19 protein-coding genes are annotated in these 18,297 nt (G+C 36.8%); 10 read left to right on the top strand and 9 right to left on the bottom strand.

Annotation, left to right across the window (positions count from 1 at the left end):
* Positions 1 to 21: 21 nt before the first annotated feature.
* Together IW16_RS01745 and pth are read left to right on the top strand one after the other, a co-directional pair.
* The gene (locus IW16_RS01745; RefSeq protein ID WP_034739070.1) at positions 22 to 960 is read left to right on the top strand and encodes a hypothetical protein; all 939 of its coding nucleotides are present in this window, start codon (positions 22 to 24) and stop codon (positions 958 to 960) included.
* Positions 961 to 1,045: 85 nt separating this feature from the next.
* Complete coding sequence (gene pth / locus IW16_RS01740; RefSeq protein WP_034739068.1) at positions 1,046 to 1,609, top strand: aminoacyl-tRNA hydrolase; 564 nt, start codon at positions 1,046 to 1,048, stop codon at positions 1,607 to 1,609.
* 142 nt (positions 1,610 to 1,751) lie between these two features.
* On the opposite strand, the gene IW16_RS01735 is transcribed toward pth, so the two are convergent.
* From IW16_RS01735 to IW16_RS01705, 7 genes are all read right to left on the bottom strand, one after another.
* Positions 1,752 to 2,387 (bottom strand): carbonic anhydrase, encoded by a 636-nt coding sequence (locus IW16_RS01735; protein WP_034739065.1) that lies wholly within the window; start codon positions 2,385 to 2,387, stop codon positions 1,752 to 1,754.
* Positions 2,388 to 2,429: 42 nt separating this feature from the next.
* Positions 2,430 to 4,022 (bottom strand): SulP family inorganic anion transporter, encoded by a 1,593-nt coding sequence (locus IW16_RS01730; RefSeq protein ID WP_034739063.1) that lies wholly within the window; start codon positions 4,020 to 4,022, stop codon positions 2,430 to 2,432.
* Positions 4,023 to 4,162: 140 nt separating this feature from the next.
* Positions 4,163 to 4,462, bottom strand: coding sequence for a hypothetical protein (locus IW16_RS01725; RefSeq protein ID WP_034739061.1), 300 nt, complete (start codon positions 4,460 to 4,462; stop codon positions 4,163 to 4,165).
* A gap of 22 nt (positions 4,463 to 4,484) precedes the next feature.
* Positions 4,485 to 5,153 (bottom strand): carbonic anhydrase, encoded by a 669-nt coding sequence (locus IW16_RS01720; protein WP_034739059.1) that lies wholly within the window; start codon positions 5,151 to 5,153, stop codon positions 4,485 to 4,487.
* A gap of 410 nt (positions 5,154 to 5,563) precedes the next feature.
* Positions 5,564 to 6,115 carry a serine O-acetyltransferase gene (locus IW16_RS01715; RefSeq protein WP_034739055.1) on the bottom strand — a complete coding sequence of 184 codons (552 nt, stop codon included), beginning with the start codon at positions 6,113 to 6,115 and terminating at the stop codon, positions 5,564 to 5,566.
* Positions 6,116 to 6,126: 11 nt separating this feature from the next.
* A complete protein-coding gene (locus IW16_RS01710; protein ID WP_034739053.1) occupies positions 6,127 to 7,278 on the bottom strand; it encodes a glycosyltransferase in 1,152 nt (383 codons plus the stop codon).
* 47 nt (positions 7,279 to 7,325) lie between these two features.
* Positions 7,326 to 7,895, bottom strand: coding sequence for an acyltransferase (locus tag IW16_RS01705; RefSeq protein ID WP_034739050.1), 570 nt, complete (start codon positions 7,893 to 7,895; stop codon positions 7,326 to 7,328).
* A gap of 43 nt (positions 7,896 to 7,938) precedes the next feature.
* On the opposite strand from IW16_RS01705, the gene IW16_RS01700 reads away from it, so the two are divergent.
* From IW16_RS01700 to IW16_RS01690, 3 genes are read left to right on the top strand one after another with little or no spacing between them, the layout of a single operon-like run.
* Complete coding sequence (locus tag IW16_RS01700) at positions 7,939 to 8,913, top strand: 3-oxoacyl-ACP synthase III family protein (protein ID WP_034739048.1); 975 nt, start codon at positions 7,939 to 7,941, stop codon at positions 8,911 to 8,913.
* A 44-nt stretch (positions 8,914 to 8,957) separates the two neighbouring features.
* Positions 8,958 to 9,191: a phosphopantetheine-binding protein gene (locus tag IW16_RS01695; protein WP_073171393.1), complete on the top strand. Its 234-nt coding sequence runs from the start codon at positions 8,958 to 8,960 to the stop codon at positions 9,189 to 9,191.
* Complete coding sequence (locus IW16_RS01690; RefSeq protein WP_034739044.1) at positions 9,191 to 9,949, top strand: SDR family NAD(P)-dependent oxidoreductase; 759 nt, start codon at positions 9,191 to 9,193, stop codon at positions 9,947 to 9,949. The genes IW16_RS01695 and IW16_RS01690 overlap by 1 nt, the downstream gene beginning before the upstream one ends.
* On the opposite strand, the gene IW16_RS01685 is transcribed toward IW16_RS01690, so the two are convergent.
* Positions 9,946 to 11,109, bottom strand: coding sequence for a glycosyltransferase (locus IW16_RS01685; protein ID WP_034739042.1), 1,164 nt, complete (start codon positions 11,107 to 11,109; stop codon positions 9,946 to 9,948). The two genes, IW16_RS01690 and IW16_RS01685, sit on opposite strands and share 4 nt — an antisense overlap.
* Before the next feature lie 2 nt (positions 11,110 to 11,111).
* The gene (locus IW16_RS01680) at positions 11,112 to 11,951 is read right to left on the bottom strand and encodes a glycosyltransferase family 2 protein (protein WP_034739040.1); all 840 of its coding nucleotides are present in this window, start codon (positions 11,949 to 11,951) and stop codon (positions 11,112 to 11,114) included.
* Between the two features lie 99 nt (positions 11,952 to 12,050).
* On the opposite strand from IW16_RS01680, the gene IW16_RS01675 reads away from it, so the two are divergent.
* The 5 genes from IW16_RS01675 to IW16_RS01655 all read left to right on the top strand — a co-directional run bounded on the left by IW16_RS01675 (position 12,051) and on the right by IW16_RS01655 (position 18,279).
* Positions 12,051 to 12,821, top strand: coding sequence for a class I SAM-dependent methyltransferase (locus IW16_RS01675; protein WP_034739038.1), 771 nt, complete (start codon positions 12,051 to 12,053; stop codon positions 12,819 to 12,821).
* A 30-nt stretch (positions 12,822 to 12,851) separates the two neighbouring features.
* Positions 12,852 to 14,285, top strand: a complete 1,434-nt coding sequence (locus tag IW16_RS01670; protein WP_034739036.1) for an MBOAT family O-acyltransferase — start codon at positions 12,852 to 12,854, stop codon at positions 14,283 to 14,285.
* Between the two features lie 117 nt (positions 14,286 to 14,402).
* Complete coding sequence (locus tag IW16_RS01665) at positions 14,403 to 15,251, top strand: hypothetical protein (RefSeq protein ID WP_131327823.1); 849 nt, start codon at positions 14,403 to 14,405, stop codon at positions 15,249 to 15,251.
* A 96-nt stretch (positions 15,252 to 15,347) separates the two neighbouring features.
* Positions 15,348 to 16,376 carry an acyltransferase family protein gene (locus IW16_RS26020; protein WP_084694481.1) on the top strand — a complete coding sequence of 343 codons (1,029 nt, stop codon included), beginning with the start codon at positions 15,348 to 15,350 and terminating at the stop codon, positions 16,374 to 16,376.
* Between the two features lie 178 nt (positions 16,377 to 16,554).
* Positions 16,555 to 18,279, top strand: coding sequence for an HAD-IIIC family phosphatase (locus tag IW16_RS01655; RefSeq protein ID WP_034739031.1), 1,725 nt, complete (start codon positions 16,555 to 16,557; stop codon positions 18,277 to 18,279).
* Positions 18,280 to 18,297 lie beyond the last annotated feature (18 nt).

The raw sequence follows: 18,297 nt of genomic DNA, 5'->3' as shown, positions 1-18,297 counted from the left end.
AAAATAAACAATTACCTGGAAATGAAACGACTTTTCTACTTTATTTTATTAATAGCAGGATTTTCTTCTATACATTCATGCAAAGACATGTTAGACGAAAATGGAGATCCATTACTGGATCTGAACAACACCGAAGGCCTCAAAGGTCCAAGAGCATTATACAGAGAAATTACAGATAAAGATACATTAGCAGAATATCACTATAGTGGACTTTTGGCAACGAAAGTAATCACAGACAGTGCTTCAATTACAGATATTGCATACAGTGGTGACAAAGTAAGTCAGGTTGTCTTTAATGGATTTTTAGACCTTGATGGAAATGGTAAACTGGATAAAGACAGTGTTTCTTACACTCAATTATTTAGCTATGGTCCCAATGACAAGTTGGAAAAAATTTCTGAAAACAGAACTGTTTTCAGAAGAACTCCGCCAGTACTGCCGGGAACTCCTCCAGGACCTCAGACTCTTTTCAAAAAAACAAAAACCCTTTACGAATTAGTATATAATGGTTCTACTGCCAAACTGGACTCTATAAAAATGAGAAGCGGGACTGATGTTTCCGGAACTAATTTTGTGTACAATAAGTATTCGAGAACAGGATATACTTATTTAGGGGATAATGTATCCAGAGTAGTAAAACACAATGGGAATATCACTGGAAATGGCAGTGTATTTGAAAGACCTATTACGAGACTGGCATATGACTTCTTCGATTATGATACGGAGATCAGCCCATTCACGCTTATTCCGGTTGCCTATAAAATTTCAAGACTGGTATCTACGGATTTCAACGAGAGAGAAAGCCATATCTTATCTCCAAACAATCCGAAAAAAGTATCTTTAACAGATCTTATACCTCCAATTCCTTCTCCTATTACGAGAACAACCAACTATAATTATGATCCGCAGACTTACATGACAAAAGGATTCGGTATTAATTACATTTATAAGCCTTTCTAAAAAAGAATTTTTAAAATATACAGCCCGATCTTTCTGAGATTGGGCTTTTTTATTTTTTATCTCTTAATTTTGCAAAAAATTTCTAATGAAATATTTAATAGTAGGCCTTGGAAACAAAGGTCCGGAATACGAAAATACACGACACAATATAGGTTTCAAAGTAGCAGAGAAAATAGCAGAAACACTTGAAGCTTCATTTAATACCACCAATTTTGGATGGATGGCAGAAGGGAAATACAAGGGAAGAAAAGTCCTGGTCCTGAAACCGGATACTTATATGAATCTTTCGGGAAATGCCGTGAAGTTCTGGATGCAGAAAGAAAATATTCCTCTGGAAAATGTATTGATTATTACCGATGATCTTGCGCTTCCTTTTGGTACACTGAGGATGAAAATGAAAGGTTCTGATGCCGGCCACAATGGATTGAAAAGCATCAATGAAGTATTACAGACTCAGAATTATGCGAGACTTCGTTTCGGAATTTCTGCAGATTTCTCGGAAGGGCGTCAGGTGGATTATGTTCTTGGAACATGGAATGAAGAAGAATCTGAGAAACTTGGTGAAAGAATTGAGAAGTTTTCCAAAGCCAGCTTATCATTTGTTTTTGCAGGAATAGGGAATACCATGTCTTCATTTAACGGAAAGTAATCAAGGTTCAGAAATTTTAAATGATCATATTAAAAAACGAAGACCACCGATATTTCGATGGTCTTTGCTGTACACTTTAAAAATCAATTTCCAATCTAACTATAACATGATTTTTTTATGCAGGTGTAATAAAAATGTTTTTTTACAACCAGGTTACTACTCCGGTTTCAACATTATAATTGGCTCCAACTATTTTTATCTTACCTTCTTCTTCAAGTTTTTTAAGTGTTGAACTTTGTGTACGGATATCTTCGATGGCACTTTTTACATTTTGCTGATTCAGTCTTTCCAGAAGCGAGCCATTTTTGGATGAACGTTCTTCACCTTCTTCGATGATTTCATTAATGATTGGGTCGAAGTGATTAATTAAATGGTTCAGGTTATCCATTCCCATTCCCTGGATTTGGGCTGCGTCCAAACCACCTTTTAATGCACCGCATTTAGTGTGTCCCAAAACTACAACAAGCTTCGAGCCTGCAACGTTACAGCCAAATTCCATTGAACCTAAAATGTCCTGATTGATAAAATTACCGGCAATTCTGATACTGAAAACATCTCCTAATCCCTGATCAAAAATAAGTTCTGCAGAAGTACGGCTGTCGATACAGCTTAAAACTACGGCAAAAGGCCATTGACCTTCACGAGTTGCATTGACTTGTTCTAAAAGATCTCTGTTTGCTTTTAGATTATTTACAAATCTTTGATTTCCGTCTTTTAGGAAAGTTAATGCTTTTTCAGGGGTAATTGTGGATTGAGTTTCGTATGTATGTGCTTTCATATGGGTTTATTCTTTTTAAAATTAAAAATTATTGTAATGGGCTTACATAGCCCTTCTGTGGGTGATTAGGATGTGAGAGTCTTCATCCCTTTCATAGTCTTTATATGAAGTTTTGAAGCCTAAAAGTTCCACATTAATGTCTTCTTCTTTTGCCCGGATATTGGCGAAGTCCTGGATCATTTCCAGTACGTCTGTGGCAATATATGAGGTTCCCCGTGCATCAATGGTCACGGTAGAATTAGACTTGACGTTTTTCAATGTCTTTTTGATTGCTGCCTTATTCAGGAAAGAAACTTCCTCGGCAAGTTTAATATTAATTTCGTCTGCATCATTCAGCTTTTCTCTGCTGAGGTAATATGCCCTTTTCATATTTCCCTGAAGGATATAAAATACAGAAATAGCCAGACCAATACCTACACCTTTCAGAAGATCGGTAGCGACAACAGCGACAACTGTTGCAACAAACGGAATGAACTGAAACTTGCCTAAATGCCAGAAATGCTTAAAGGTAGCAGGTTTCGCAAGTTTGTATCCTACCAGGATCAATACTGCAGCAAGTGTCGCCAAAGGGATCAGGTTAAGGATAAATGGAATCGTAAGTACACATACCAGTAATAGGACACCATGGATCATCGCAGACATTTTTGACGTAGCGCCTGCATTGGCATTGGCAGAACTTCTTACCACGACAGAGGTCATTGGAAGTCCTCCGATAAATGAGCTAATCAGATTCCCGATTCCCTGAGCTTTAAGTTCAAGATTGGTGTCGGTAATTCTTCTCTGCTTGTCTAATCTGTCTGAAGCTTCAATACAAAGCAGTGTTTCAATAGAAGCTACAATGGCAATGGTTGCCCCTACTATCCATACCTTAGGATTGGTGAATCCTCCAAAATCAGGCATCGTAACAAGATTTTTGAAATCATCCAATGATTTGGGAACGGGTAGTGAAACCAGGTGCTGTGTACCGATCGCCAATGAGCTTCCGGACAGTTTGAACAACTCATTAAGAAGTATTCCTGCCGCTACTGCTACCAATGCTCCGGGAAGCATTTTCATTCTTTTTAAAGCCGGAATTTTATCCCACGCAATAAGAATACCTACTGAAAACAGTGTTACCAAGATAGCCCCGGTGTGCACTGCTCCAAATAATTCTGTAAAATATCCGAAGTTAAGGCCGTTGTCAAATATAGACTCATGCCCTTCGTAATCTTTATCGAATCCCATCGCATGAGGGATTTGTTTTAAAATAATAATAATACCGATGGCGGCAAGCATTCCCTCGATAACGTTATTCGGGAAATAATTTGAGATACTTCCGGCTCTTATGAATCCTAAAATTAATTGGATAAGGCCTGCAATAATTCCTGCACAAAGAAAAAGTTCGAAAGCTCCAAGATCTGTAATAGCCGTTAAAACAATGGCTGTAAGCCCTGCTGCAGGACCCGATACTGATATATTTGAATTACTTAGAAATCCTACGACTAATCCTCCTACAATACCTGAGATCACCCCTGACAATGGCGGTGCTCCTGATGCTAAAGCGATTCCGAGACATAATGGAAGCGCTACTAAGAATACAACGAGTCCAGAAGGGAAATTCTCCTTGATTCCTCCTATGAATGATGTTTTTTTCATGATGTTTTGAAAATACTATAACCGATTGATCTATTCTTAGATAGTCAATTATAGAAGATTGGAAATTTAATTTTAAAGCATGGGTATCCGATATCAATTTTGATATAGAATACTATTAAAAAATCTAACTATACTTAAAATTAAGCTTCCGGAGGCGGAGAAAATATGGTGAGTAAGGGCGACAGATGAAAGGAATCATCGATCAGCTCAAAAGACATACCCTGAGGAACTGGCTCGGAAAACTTCAGGTAATCGAATACGTCCAAAGGTTTCGGAAGTGTCTTTTCATATACAATAAAAGATGATGGGTGAGAATGAGGCTCTTCTTCATTGATTATTACATTGGTCCTGGCAATATCCCAACCGGCAATCGCAGCAATGCCGGGCAGTGCTGTGAAGTTGAGAAAGAAGGTCAATACAATAATACTCCAGAATTTCATCTTACATTCATTTTGAGAAAAACTAATCTGTTTTTCTACTCATTACCCAATCAGAACTTGTAAGGTTGTAGATTTTTTGGATGTCTTTAAGAATTTTCTCAAAATCGATCTCTAAATCAATAATCTTACCCGTTCTAAGGTCAAATACCCACCCGTGTACAATAGGATATTCATCAATAATATATCTTTCCTGTACGCAGGCCATTTTGATCACGTTGATGCACTGCTCCTGAACATTAAGTTCTACAAGTCGGTCATAACGCTTTCCTTCATTTTCGATAGAATCTAATTCAGTTTGATGCAATCTGTAAACATCACGGATGTTTCTCAGCCATGGATTTAATAATCCCAAATCCTGAGGAGTCATCGCTGCTTTTACACCACCGCAGTTGTAATGTCCGCAAACAATAATGTGTTTTACTTTAAGATGTTCTACAGCGTATTGAATCACTGCTGTGGAGCTCATGTCTAAAGTATTCACGACATTAGCAATGTTTCTGTGGACAAAAACTTCTCCCGGTTTTGCACCCATGATTTCTTCTGCTGTCGCTCTGCTGTCTGAACATCCAATGTAAAGATAATCAGGATTCTGAGTTTTGGCAAGCTCATGGAAGAATTCCGGATCTTGGGAAATTTTAGACTCTACCCACTTTCTATTGTTTTCGAAAATAACTTCGTACGATTGTGACATAATTTTAAAAATTTAAAAAAAGGTTTATAATTATTTATTTCGTTTAAATTATTTTCAAATTCAATAGATCAAATCAATAATCATGCAAAAATATAATTTTTGCGGAAAAGGCAATCACTTTTAACAATATTTAATATTAAAATATGCTTAAAATCATGTTTAAAATGACTGATACATGCCGTTTCCGGATGAATTCGGTTGAAAATTTAATAATCTAAACTCAAAAAGCAAGATAAAATTACAAACTATTAACGGAAAAATTTAATTTGAAGATTAAAATATTCTTAATTATATGAAAAAACGCTTCAATACAGAGAGTCCTTAAATTTGATATCGTTTAGACAGTATTCTATAATCAGCTTTATATGGCGTTCCACGCTGTTTATTTGTCCTGCCGGGCAGAGGATGTATTAGATTTTGTGGTTGATGTACGATTCTGTCGCGTTTTCGGTAGGATATACGGTTCCGGGATTTCCAACGACTACGGAATTGGAAGGAACATCAAAATTGACGTAAGAGTTGGGCGCAATCAATACATTGTGTCCAATCGTAATTCCACCTACAATGACAGCGTTGGCTCCAATCCATACTTCATCACTTATAGTTGGGAAACCCTGTAGTTTGCCGCGGTTTTGCTGGCCGATAGTGACTCCCTGTGCAATATTACAGTTTTTCCCAATCTTAGCCTTAGGATTAATGACCAGGCTTCCCCAGTGCCCTAAATAAAAACCTTCTCCAATTTCAGTTTCAGGATAGATCTGATAGCCATATTTTATCTGATAATGTCTTAGAACAAACTTCCAGAATATTCCCAATACAGGTTGGTTTCTATATTTCTGGGCTTTTCTTAAAACATAAATAAAATGCAGATTTGGATTGATACATTTTTTCCAGATCTCAAATGAAGAGAGCCATTTTCCGCTTTCTCTGTAAAAATCTTTTTGTATAACTGTATAACCCATGCTTAAACTATTTATAATTCGTCTATAATATCCTGAAGATGTGCTACAGATTTCTCCAGTACAAATGGCAGATCCGCCGTTTTGATTTCGTTTTCATAACGGGCAGAGAGTTCCTTCTCAGAAAGGAATTTCTTCATTCCCTCATAAATCCCCTCTTCTGAATTTGGGGTGATAAGTCCTAGCTGTCCGTCCTGAAGAAGATCTTTAATTCCTGATACATCAGTAGATACAACAGGTTTGTTTAGAATCAATGCTTCTGCAATGATAGTAGGAAAGCCTTCATGCCTCGAAGACATCACATAAAAATCGGCCTTTTTTAAGTAGGGATAAGGGTTACTTCTGAAACCGAGCATTTTTACAGTGTCCTGAAGACCTAACTGATTAAGTTTTGTCTGAGTTTTCTCAAATTCAAAACCGTCACCAATAATGATGATCTGGTGTTTCAGTCCCTCATTGATCAGTTTCTTATGAACATCCAGGAGTCTGTCATAGCCTTTCTGTGGATACACTGTTCCAATGGTAATGAAAGTAGGGAGGTCATTCGAAAAAGGATAATCATCAATTGGTGTGTTCGCTTTATTTAAAGTATCCTTTTTGTCTATTGGATTGAAAATTTTAACAACTGCTTTTTTCTCTCTGTCATTCTGAGAGACCTTTTGCATTTCCTCCTTCAGTTTATTAGAGATCACCAGTATTCTGTCGAATCTGAAAAGCTGTCTGATGACATCCGGTGTATATTCTTTCAGATTAAAAATATCGTTCTGAATCCAGATAATCTTTTTTGAATCTTTCTGAGGGCTGGATAACAATTCTCTGTACATACCATGAATAGCCCCTATTTCTACATCGTATTTTTTATTTTTCAGGACAAACTTATAAAGCAGGGAAGGAAACCACAGAAACATTTTCTGGTAAAGCACTCGAAATGCTTTTACCGGAATTTCGTGAGGTTTATTCGTGGTAATCATTTCGCCTTTCAGCAGATAACGAAGATTCACCCATGACGGAACTTCTTTGATATACATTCCAGTATAAAGATTGATCAGCAAATCAACTTCGTATTTGTCTTTAGGAAGATTTTTGAGGAAATTGACCACCACTTTTTCTGCACCTCCATGTCGGAGAGAGCCAATTCTGATCAGTATTTTTTTCTTTTGGGGCATAGAATGTCAGTTAAATAACGCTAATAAATTTTTTTCAGTCTGTGTGTTTATTTTATTCTTCTGGCTTTTTTGAATTTATAAGGGAGGTTAGCCTTTATATATTCATCCAGTTTCTTTCTGTCGTTTTCCAGTTCTCTTGGATACTCGGGACTGCTTTTTAGAACAATATCCCCATAATCTTCTATAGTGCAGAGAAATTGTGCCGGGTTTCCGATAAAAACGGTATTATCAGGCATCGATTGAGACAAAACAGAATTGGCTCCCAAAATACAGTTGTTTCCAATCTGTACTTCATGGGTGATAACACAGTTAATTCCGATAGTTGTATTGTTTCCGATTTTTATTCTTCCGAAAATACGGGCATCTTCGTAGCCCGGGAGTTTTCTGAGAAGGGTGGTCGTCCCACCGTGATTTACAAATCTCACTCCGGCAGCAATATTCACATCGTCACCTATTTCAATCAGGTAAGGTTCGGTTCCAAAATAAATTTTGTCCGGCATATTGAAATTTTTCCCGACCTTCATACCGCGGTATTTTGCTGCCTCAAGGCTGGCTTTGTTGAGAAATGCGTGATAGACGGAATGTATTTTTAATACGATTCTGAACAGGAAGATCATTATTGTGATTTTGTTTTTTACTTTTGCAAAGAAAAGAATTTATATGATAAAAGTTTCCAAAATAGAATATTATTTGCCCAAACAGGTTCTCACCAATGAGGATCTTGAGAGAGAGTTTCCCGAATGGAGTTCTGATAGAATTCACGAAAAAGTTGGGATCAAGCAGCGTCATATTGCTTCAGAAAGCGAGACTGTACTGGAGCTTGCTGTAAAGTCTTCTGAAAAGCTTTTTGAAAACTACGACAGAAGCAAAGTTGATTTTGTGTTGTTCTGTACTCAAAGCCCTGATTATTTCCTTCCTACGACGGCGTGTATTCTTCAGGACAGACTGGGATTAAGAAAAAATATTGGTGCTGTAGATTTTAATTTAGGGTGCTCCGGTTTCGTTTATGGACTGGCTTTTGCTAAAGGATTAATAGCTTCAGGTATTGCCAAAAGTATTTTATTGATTACATCAGAAACATATACAAAGCATATTAATCCCAAAGATAAAGGGAACAGAAGTATATTCGGTGATGCATCAGCTTCTGCGATTGTTGAGAAAGATGAAAACGCACAGGAATATCAGTTTTGTCTGGGAACAGATGGAAGTGGTGCTGAGAATCTTATTGTAAAGAAAGGGGCGTTCAAAACAGATTTTGAACTAAATCCGGAAAATGATTTTGAACCTGAAAACCTTTACATGAATGGTCCTGAAATTTTTAATTTTACAATTGAAAATATTCCTGGACTGGTAAGGCAGACTTTGGAGACTAACGGGCTGACTATGGATGATATTGATCACTTTGTTTTTCACCAGGCCAATTCTTTTATGCTGAATTATTTGAGAAAAAAGACTAAGATTCCGGCAGAAAAGTTTTACATTGACATGGAAAATACTGGAAATACAGTGTCTGCAACCATTCCAATTGCCCTCAAAAATATGATGGATCGGGGAATACTTAAAGATGGAGACCGTGTTTTAATGGCCGGATTCGGAGTAGGGTATTCATGGGGAGCAACGGTGCTGGACATTTAAATAATAAAATAAATAATAATATAAAAGCCATAAATAAAAAATATATGAAGACATCCGTTTTTTTAGAGAAATTACAGGAAGAATTAGAGGAAGACGAAACGCTTACCGTTGAAACAAATTTAAAGAGTCTGGAAAGCTATGACTCCATCAGTCTGCTTTCCGTTATTGCATTTGTTGATGAGAATTTCGATAAGAAAATCGACACCAAGCACTTTAAAGATATAGAAACTGTTTCTGATCTGATGAATGCAATTGGTAAAGAAAATTTTGAAGATTAATGAATCAGTTTTCTTTAAAAGATAAAACCATTCTTATTACAGGAGCTTCTTCCGGCATCGGGAGAAGCTGTTCTGTAGAATGCAGCACAAGTGGAGCTCATCTTATCCTTATCGCAAGAAACGAAGAGGAACTGCAAAAAACTATTTCAATGCTGGCTCCTGATACTAAAGCCGAAACTATTATTGCTGATATTACCAGCTGTGAAAATCTCGAAGAACTGATCGCTGAAAAAGTGACTGTACTAGGAAAGGTTTCAGGATTTATCCACTGCGCGGGCATAGAAAAAACGCTTCCGCTGAAGAAACATACTCCTCAGCTTTACTCAGATATCTTTGCTGTTAACGTGATTTCAGGTTTTGAAATTGCCAAAATCTTATCCCTTAAGAAATACAAAAATGAGAACTCCAGTTTCGTATTCATTTCCTCAGTTGCGGGAATGGTAGGTGAGATCGGAAAGGCCGCCTATTCGGCGAGCAAAGGAGCTGTCGTTTCAGGAGCACGTTCTCTGGCTATGGAGCTCTCAAGAAGTGGTATCAGGGTCAACAGTGTAAGCCCGGCCATGGTCAATACACCAATCCTTGAGAAAATGTTTGAAAACATTGGTGAAGAAGCAGCTGAAGAGATTCTTAAAAAACATCCTCTGGGAATAGGGCAGCCAGAAGATGTGGCAAATGCCTGTATTTTTCTACTCTCAGATGGCGCAAAATGGATTACGGGATCAAATCTTGTGGTAGACGGAGGATATTCTGCACATTAACTTTTTCGGTGAAGATCTTCAAGAATTCCTTCCACCGTATCAAAAATTTTCTGATTGTCAAACTGGTCCTCTATGGTTTCCAGATTCTTTCTGATTCGGGCAATAAGCTCAGGATCCGTTAGAAAAGTTTTCATGGCGGAATACATTTCATCAGTCTCATAATTGATGAGGTAACCTGTTTCCCGATCTTTAATCATTACACCTACATCTCCGGTATCGGTAGCGATAATGGGTTTTTGAAGAATTAATGCTTCCGCAATTACCAGTGGCCATGCTTCAGACTCGGAAGGAAGAATAAAATAATCTGCATTTTTAACGTACGGATAAGGATTCATCCTGTTACCGCTTAAAATAAAAGTATCCTGAACATTATTCACACGGATCTGTTCAGTAAGGTTTTTCATTTCTTCACCACTTCCCACTACGATAATGGTATGGTGGAAACCTTCATCGATGAGTCTTTTATGAGCATCAATCAGCTTGTGGTATCCTTTTCGGTTGTGAAGACGTCCTACAGAAACAAAAACAGGTCCTTCGGGGAGAGCTTCAATCTTTTCTTCTGCTTTTCTTTTAATTTCTTCAATGGGGATGGCATTGATGACCACGCTTTCTTCAGGATATTGAAGTTGTGGGTAATAATTGTGCATCAGATCTTTAATCTTTTGCGAGCAATAGATCATATGATCAAATTGGGGAAAGTTTTTAAGGATATCCGGCACCAGAGGCTGTAAAGTAGGAACATTGATCTCGGAATGAAACCATCCTATTTTCCTGGAAGCCTTGTTGCTGGAATTGATTACAGATGAAAATGCAGAATAGGTAGGAGCAATTTCGATGTCGAATTTTTTATTTCCCAAAAGACGGTCAGAAATTTTGTGATCCTTCAGAGCACGGGAAAGCTTCAGCCTTCTGCGGAGCAGCTGCAGTTTGTGGATCAGCGGGTTTTTAGAAAAATCCTCTTTTCCGTCGGTGAGATAGATCTTTTTAATGTGTTTAGGAAACTCATTTCTTAGCTCACCCTGATTCAGATTCAGGCAGACTGTGATGTCAAATTTATCACGGTCAAGATTATTTAGAATACTCAGAATCACTTTCTCCACGCCACCCATTTCCATGGAACGGTGTCTGAAAAGGACTTTTATTTTATTGTTCTTCTCCATGATTAACTAAAGATTTGTTGTGCAAATATTTTTAGTTTTTTCTTTATTCTAAAACTAATAGAACTCTGATATTCCAGTAAACTATAAATTTCGGCAGAGTTATGATATTCGTTGGGAACAGGCCTTCCGTTTATCGTTTTAAGATTTCTGCGCTTCATAGCATTGAAAATTACCTTTGCAAAATACTCACGGGATTTCGGTCTGTTTTCATTTTGCGAAATTCCTCCGGAATGGGTTCTGTACAGATAATTGGGTTCATTGATAAACTGCACTTTACCTTTTTCGTACATTTTTAAATAAAGATCCTGGTCTTCGGCAATTCTCATAACTGTGTTTATCTTTTCGGTCTGGTCATAAATGTTTTTTCTGAAACATACGAAATGAACAATATGAACGGGACAGTTAAAGAAGTAAGGATCATTGTTAGGAACCCTCATCGTTAGTTTTGGAATTTCTATAGGGATCAGGTTTTCATCACATTTTACATATTGGGAATAGGTGAGAACTACATCCCTGTTTTTTTTGAAAACATCAATGCTTGAAAGTAATGCGTTGGGAGTAATAGCATCATCAGGATCTACAAAACCGCAGATATCTCCGGTTCCAAGTTCAATGAGTTTACTTTTGGTAACGCCTACACCACTGTTTTTGACATTCTCATGTATTTTGAAACGGGAATCGTTTCCTATTATTTTTTTGATGACTTCCAAAGAATCATCAGTCGAGGCATCATCAAGAATGACAGCTTCCCAATCATCATACGTCTGTGCAATAATAGAATCATAACAGTTCTTGAAAAATTTACCGTTATTATAATTAGCTATCAGGATAGAAAACCTCATTGGACATATATGCGTTTTTTGAATTAATAAATTTTTGACAAAGATAAAAATTAAACATTACAGAAAAATAATTATTTTTGCAGACTAAACTTTAACACAGTGAGTGAAATAGCAAGAGTTCTCAAAACTTTTATAGGGTATCTGAAAAGACCCGATCTTTATCCGGAGCTTGGCCGGAAAATCATTAAAAATACAGTCAATAGAGGCAATGCCTTTAAAGGAAAAGATAAAACCAATTCATGGGCTGCAGAAAGATCTGTTTCCCAAAAAGAGTCTATTTTAAAGCTGTTCGGGCTTGAGATGGATGCTTTTCGAAGTGACTATTCCGATGCGCTGAAAACAGCTGTGCAAAGAGAAAAAGACTGCCCCGTGAAAATGGGAGGTCCGGGAGCTCTTGAACTGATCTATTATGCGTGTGAATTCACCAATGCAAAGCATGTGGTGGAAACTGGTGTTGCGTACGGATGGTCATCATTGGCTTCACTTCTTTCTTTGTCAAAAAGAAATGGAACACTATACAGCTCTGATATGCCTTATCTGGCACAGGATGGGGATCAGTATGTAGGGTATGTTGTTCCTGAAAACTTAAAGAGCAACTGGAAATTATTCAGGTTCGCGGATAAAGAATCACTGCCTAAGATTTTTGCCGAAAATTCAGTTTTTGATGTTCTTCACTATGATTCGGATAAAAGCTATAACGGAAGAATGTGGGCTTATGATGAGTTATATAAACATCTTAGAAAAGGAGGTGTATTCATCAGTGATGATATTGGGGATAATTCTGCTTATCAGGACTTCTGTGAAAAAAATAATATAGAAACAACAGTGGTGGAATATGAAGGGAAGTATATTGGAGTTTTTATAAAGTAATTTTGTATTTATTACATTAAAGAAAACTCTATGCTCTTTAATTCTATTGCCTTTCTTATTTTTCTGCCTGTCATTTTTGTTTTATACTGGTGTGTATTTAATAAGAATTATAAGTTCCAGAATATGCTTTTGCTGGCTGCCAGTTTTTTTTTCTATGGCTGCTGGGACTGGCGTTTTCTGTTTCTTCTTATGTTTTCTATTCTGCTCGATTATTTTTCAGGGATTCAGATTGAAAACAGTAAAACGAAGAAGCAGGCAACATTCTGGCTTGTATTGAGTATTGCTATCAACCTGGGTTTTCTGGGTTTCTTTAAGTATTACAATTTCTTCATTGAAAACTTTGCAGAATTGCTGAGAACATTTGGATTGGGTGTTAATATGTGGTTGCTAAAGGTGATCTTACCGGTAGGTATTTCATTCTATACGTTCCACGGTCTCTCCTATGTTATAGATGTTTACAAAAAAAGGATTCCCGCAGAGAGAAACTATGTGGATTATGCGGTTTTTGTAAGCTATTTTCCCTTATTGGTCGCAGGACCTATTGAAAGAGCAACCCATCTCCTTCCACAGATTCAGCGGAAAAGATCTTTTGATTATGAGAAAGCAAAAGACGGAATGGCGCAGATTCTCTGGGGGTTTTTCAAAAAGATGGTGATTGCAGATAACTGTGCACCTATTGTGAATGAAATATTCAGTAATTATCATACTGAAAGTGCCAGCAATCTCGTATTTGGAGCAGTTCTCTTTGCTTTCCAGATTTACGGAGATTTCTCAGGATATTCTGACATTGCGCTGGGAACATCCAGGTTATTTGGAATCGAACTGTTGAAAAACTTTTCATACCCTTATTTTTCGCGTGATATTGCAGAGTTCTGGAGAAGATGGCATATTTCACTTTCTTCGTGGTTCCGGGATTATCTTTATATACCTTTAGGGGGAAGCAAGGGGGGATTGTGGATGAAAATCCGGAATACTTTCATCATCTTTCTGGTCAGTGGTTTCTGGCATGGTTCCAATTGGACTTTTATCATCTGGGGCGGATTGAATGCTTTATTTTTCCTTCCGTTATTAATTGCTGAGAAAAACAGACACCATCTGGAAGTCGTAGCGATGGGTAAAATTATTCCTTCGTTTAAAGAAGTTTTCAGTATTCTGATCACCTTTGGATTGACCTGTTTCGCCTGGATTTTCTTCCGTGCAAGTAGCGTTTCAGATGCCATTGGATATATTAAAGGGATTTTCAGTCAGAGTTTATTTTCATTTCCATCAGAGTTCAGACCTGTTTTATTTGGATTGATTATTTTCATGCTTGGAATGGAATGGATGAACAGAACCCATGATTATGGATTGAAAATTCAGGATAGAAAAGCCTGGATTCAGGCTGTAATTTATATTTTGGTCGCTTATTTAACCTTAAACTTTGCGAATTTCGGGAGTAATGAATTTATATATTTTCAGTTTTAAATGAGAAGATTTATTTCAATATTGTCTTTATTTCTAGCCATAATGTTCATTATTGGTTTAATAAAACTTGCTTTTAATCCGAACAGCAATTATTCCTATCCATTTTTAAATGCAAAGATGGAATACCTGAAAAAGCATCCTGAGTATAATCTTTATTTCATTGGAAGTTCGAAAATCAATAATCAAATTGACTGTAAATTACTTGATGAAAACAGTAAAGGTTTAAAATCATATAATTTAGGCGCCAATGCAAGTTTCAATCTGGAAAATTTCCAGACTTTAGAAAAAATACTTGAAACCCCATCCTTTAAGCCAAAGTATATAGTTCTTGAACTTCAGGATAAAATAAATATTACCAAACTGAATCTGAAGACAGAGAGGAGTTTTGGGGCTTTTAATTATGAAAATACGCTTTTTGCAAGCCAATTTCATATAGATAACGGCAGTTACAAACAGGTTGTTCTTTCTTGGGTATCCTTCATTCTCAATGTTTTTCATTTTAATAAGCATTGTGATGAAAGGGCTGTTCAGGAAAACCACAATCAATTTGTCTATGAAGGGCAGGGCTTTTCGCCGCTGGAATACAGCAGCGTTCCCAAAACAGAAGAAGGTAAACTTAAAGCGGTCGTTATAGACAGGCTGGAGCGATATCATGCAGATCATAAAAAGTATCGTGTCAACAGAGCTTTGGTTGAAAAAATCAATGCACTTGCTGAGAAATGCAGAAAGAGAAATATTGAACTCATCATGTTTATTCCGGGGCCGGCAGAACCAGATGCAAAAAAGCTGCTGGTCTATCAGAAGGCATTGAGTGTTCCGGTTATAAGTATGGTAAATCCTGAGGACTATCCTGAATTTTATCTGTATCAAAACAGATGGGATTATGGACACTTGAATGAGAAAGGCTCAAAAATTCTTTCGACGAAATTAGCGCCTCTCCTGAACGGTATACTGAATAAAAAGTAGACGATTACCATGATGAACCTAAGGTATCATGTAAATATCTGAAAGTTATTATATTTGACTAAAAACTATATAAATGCTGTTGAACAGCTTTCATGAATGAAAATCAGCCAGATTACCTTTACCCGATTTCTTGCGGCTTTAGCTATTGTCATATCTCATTTCAATAAAGATATGTTTGTGTATAAGACAGATTATATTGCAGATATCTTTTTAAAAGCGAATGTGGGAGTGAGCTACTTTTTTATCCTCTCTGGCTTTATCATGATCGTGGCCTATCACAAAAAACAAAAAATCGGATACTTAGAATATTATAAAAACAGATTTGCCAGAATTTATCCACTCTATGTGTTGGGATTGTTGCTTTATCTGGTCACGAGATATTCAGGTTTCAGCGTAGGTAATGCTTTGTTGTACCTGCTTGGGCTCCAGAGCTGGATCCCGGGAAAGGCTATGATCTTAAATTTCCCAGGATGGTCTATTTCGGTTGAATTTCTCTTTTACCTTATTTTTCCGTTACTTTATAATTACTTCTATTCCAAAAAGAATAAGAGTATTTGGATCGCAGCCATAGTTCTGTGGGTCATTACCCAAGTGTTTTCCCATTTGTTTGTGGCCTCACCATCGTATAAAGGACCTCATACAGAAAGTCATGAGTTTCTCTATTATTTTCCGTTGATGCACGTCAGTGAATTTTTGGTAGGAAATCTTGCCGGATTGTTTTTCATTAATAATTTTAAACAGAGGAATTACGATATTCCTGTAATCCTTATTTTCGCAGCAATCATGATTGCTCTGATTTTTGTTCCTCTTTTTTACCATAATGGACTTATGGCGGTACTTTTTATTCCACTTATTATTTTACTTTCACGGAATAATGGATTTGTGACAAAGCTTTTTTCCTTAAAACCTCTTGAGTACCTTGGGGAAGCAAGCTATGCAGTCTATATCACTCATATTCCTGTTTTATATATTCTACGAGAGCTTTTGAAGTGGGAGAAATATAAACTTGATATTAATACCGTATTCTGGATTTATCTGCTTATTCTGATTTTGATGTCTATACTATTTTACCAGTTTATTGAAAAGCCACTCAGAGATTATCTTAAAAAGGTAAATATCAGATAAAATCTTTATTTTTGTAACTAAACAAACACAATGATGATTATAAAAAATGTTCCCAATACAGATATTACATGCATTTACAGTCAGGAGCCGGTATTTCGGAAAACCTGTAGTAAGATTAACTTAGAACAGAAAGATTGGAGAACAGGTACATTCATATTTTAATAAAATAAAAGAATTCATGTACAAAACGTTTTCGGAACTTAAGAAAGAACTCCGCAGAAATATCCCTCAGCTTAAAAAAATTAAGGTTGCTTTACTAGGTGATACCGCCACTCAGTTTCTCAATATTGCTTTGAGAGGAACGGCGATGAATGAAGGTATTGAATTTGAAATTTTTGAAGCCGATTTCGGTCAGATATCACGACAAATCTTAGATCCTTCTTCAGAATATTATGAGTTTAATGCAGATTATACCATTATATTCGAATCTACGCATAAATTACTAAGCCAGTATTACAAAGCTTACGATACACAAAATGTATTTGCAGAGAATAAAATCTCCTATATTGAGGATCTTTACCTGAATATACAGAAGAGAACCCAAAGCAGGGTTATTTACTGTAATTTTCCGGGAATCGATAATCAGGTTTTTGGAAATTTTTCGAATAAAGTAGAATCTTCCTTTGTTTTCCAGCTGAATAAACTGAATTATCTGCTTTCTGCACAAATAGCTCTTGCTAATGATAATTTCTTTATAGCAGATCTTCTTTCAATACAAAATAAATGGGGGAGAAACTTTATGTTCTCACCGAGCATATATATCAATACAGAAATGGTGCTTTCGCTGGACAGCCTGCCGATTGTAGCCCATTATATAACCAGTATTATTTCTTCTCTGGAAGGTAAATTTAAAAAATGTCTGATCCTGGATCTGGACAATACAACATGGGGAGGAATTATTGGTGATGACGGACTGGAAAAAATCCAACTTGGAAGTCTGGGAATTGGTAAAGCATTCACTGAGTTTCAGTATTGGGTTAAGGCACTTAAGCAAAGAGGAGTAATCCTTGCAGTGTGCAGCAAAAACGACGAAGATAAGGCTAAAGAACCTTTTGAAAAACATCCCGATATGGTCCTTAAAATGGATGATATTGCTGTTTTCGTGGCCAATTGGGATAATAAAGCTGACAATATCAGAAGAATTCAGGGGATCCTGAACATTGGATTTGATTCCATGGTATTTCTTGATGATAATCCGTTTGAAAGAAATTTAGTTCGCGAAAACCTTCCTGAGGTATGCGTTCCCGAACTGCCGGAAGATCCTGCAGAATATCTTGAATATTTATACAGTTTAAATCTTTTCGAAACAGCCAGTTTCTCTGAAAATGATGCAGAACGTACAAAACAGTATCAGGTGGAAGCACAGAGAGCCGTTGATCTGGACAGCTTTACCAATGTGGAAGATTTTCTGAAGAGCATGAATATGACTTCTGATGTAAAATCTTTCAACAGTTTTTCAAAACCACGGGTTTCCCAGCTTACCCAGAGGTCCAATCAGTTTAATTTGAGAACAGTTCGGTACACGGAACAGGACGTAGACAGCCTGATTAATTCTGAGGACCATTATACCTTTTCTTTTACATTGGAAGATAAGTATGGAGACAACGGATTGATCTGCGTGATCGTTTTGGAAAAGAAAGATTCAGAAACATTGTTCATCGATACCTGGTTAATGAGCTGCCGTGTTCTGAAAAGAGGGATGGAAGACTTTACCCTGAACACGATCGTGGAATCTGCCAGAAAAAAGGGCTATAAATATGTCGTTGGAGAATATCTTCCGACAGCCAAAAACCAGATGGTAAAAGACCATTACGAAAGATTGGGCTTTACCAAACAGGATCAGAAATGGGTTCTGGATGTCGACCATTACCAATCTAAACAAGTATATATCAACAATAAATAATAAATCACAAGTACAGTA

The organism is Chryseobacterium vrystaatense, from assembly GCF_000737765.1.
GTDB classification, from domain to species: domain Bacteria; phylum Bacteroidota; class Bacteroidia; order Flavobacteriales; family Weeksellaceae; genus Chryseobacterium; species Chryseobacterium vrystaatense.
Note: the sequence above shows the minus strand (reverse complement) of the source record. Positions and strands in the feature narration are given on the sequence as shown.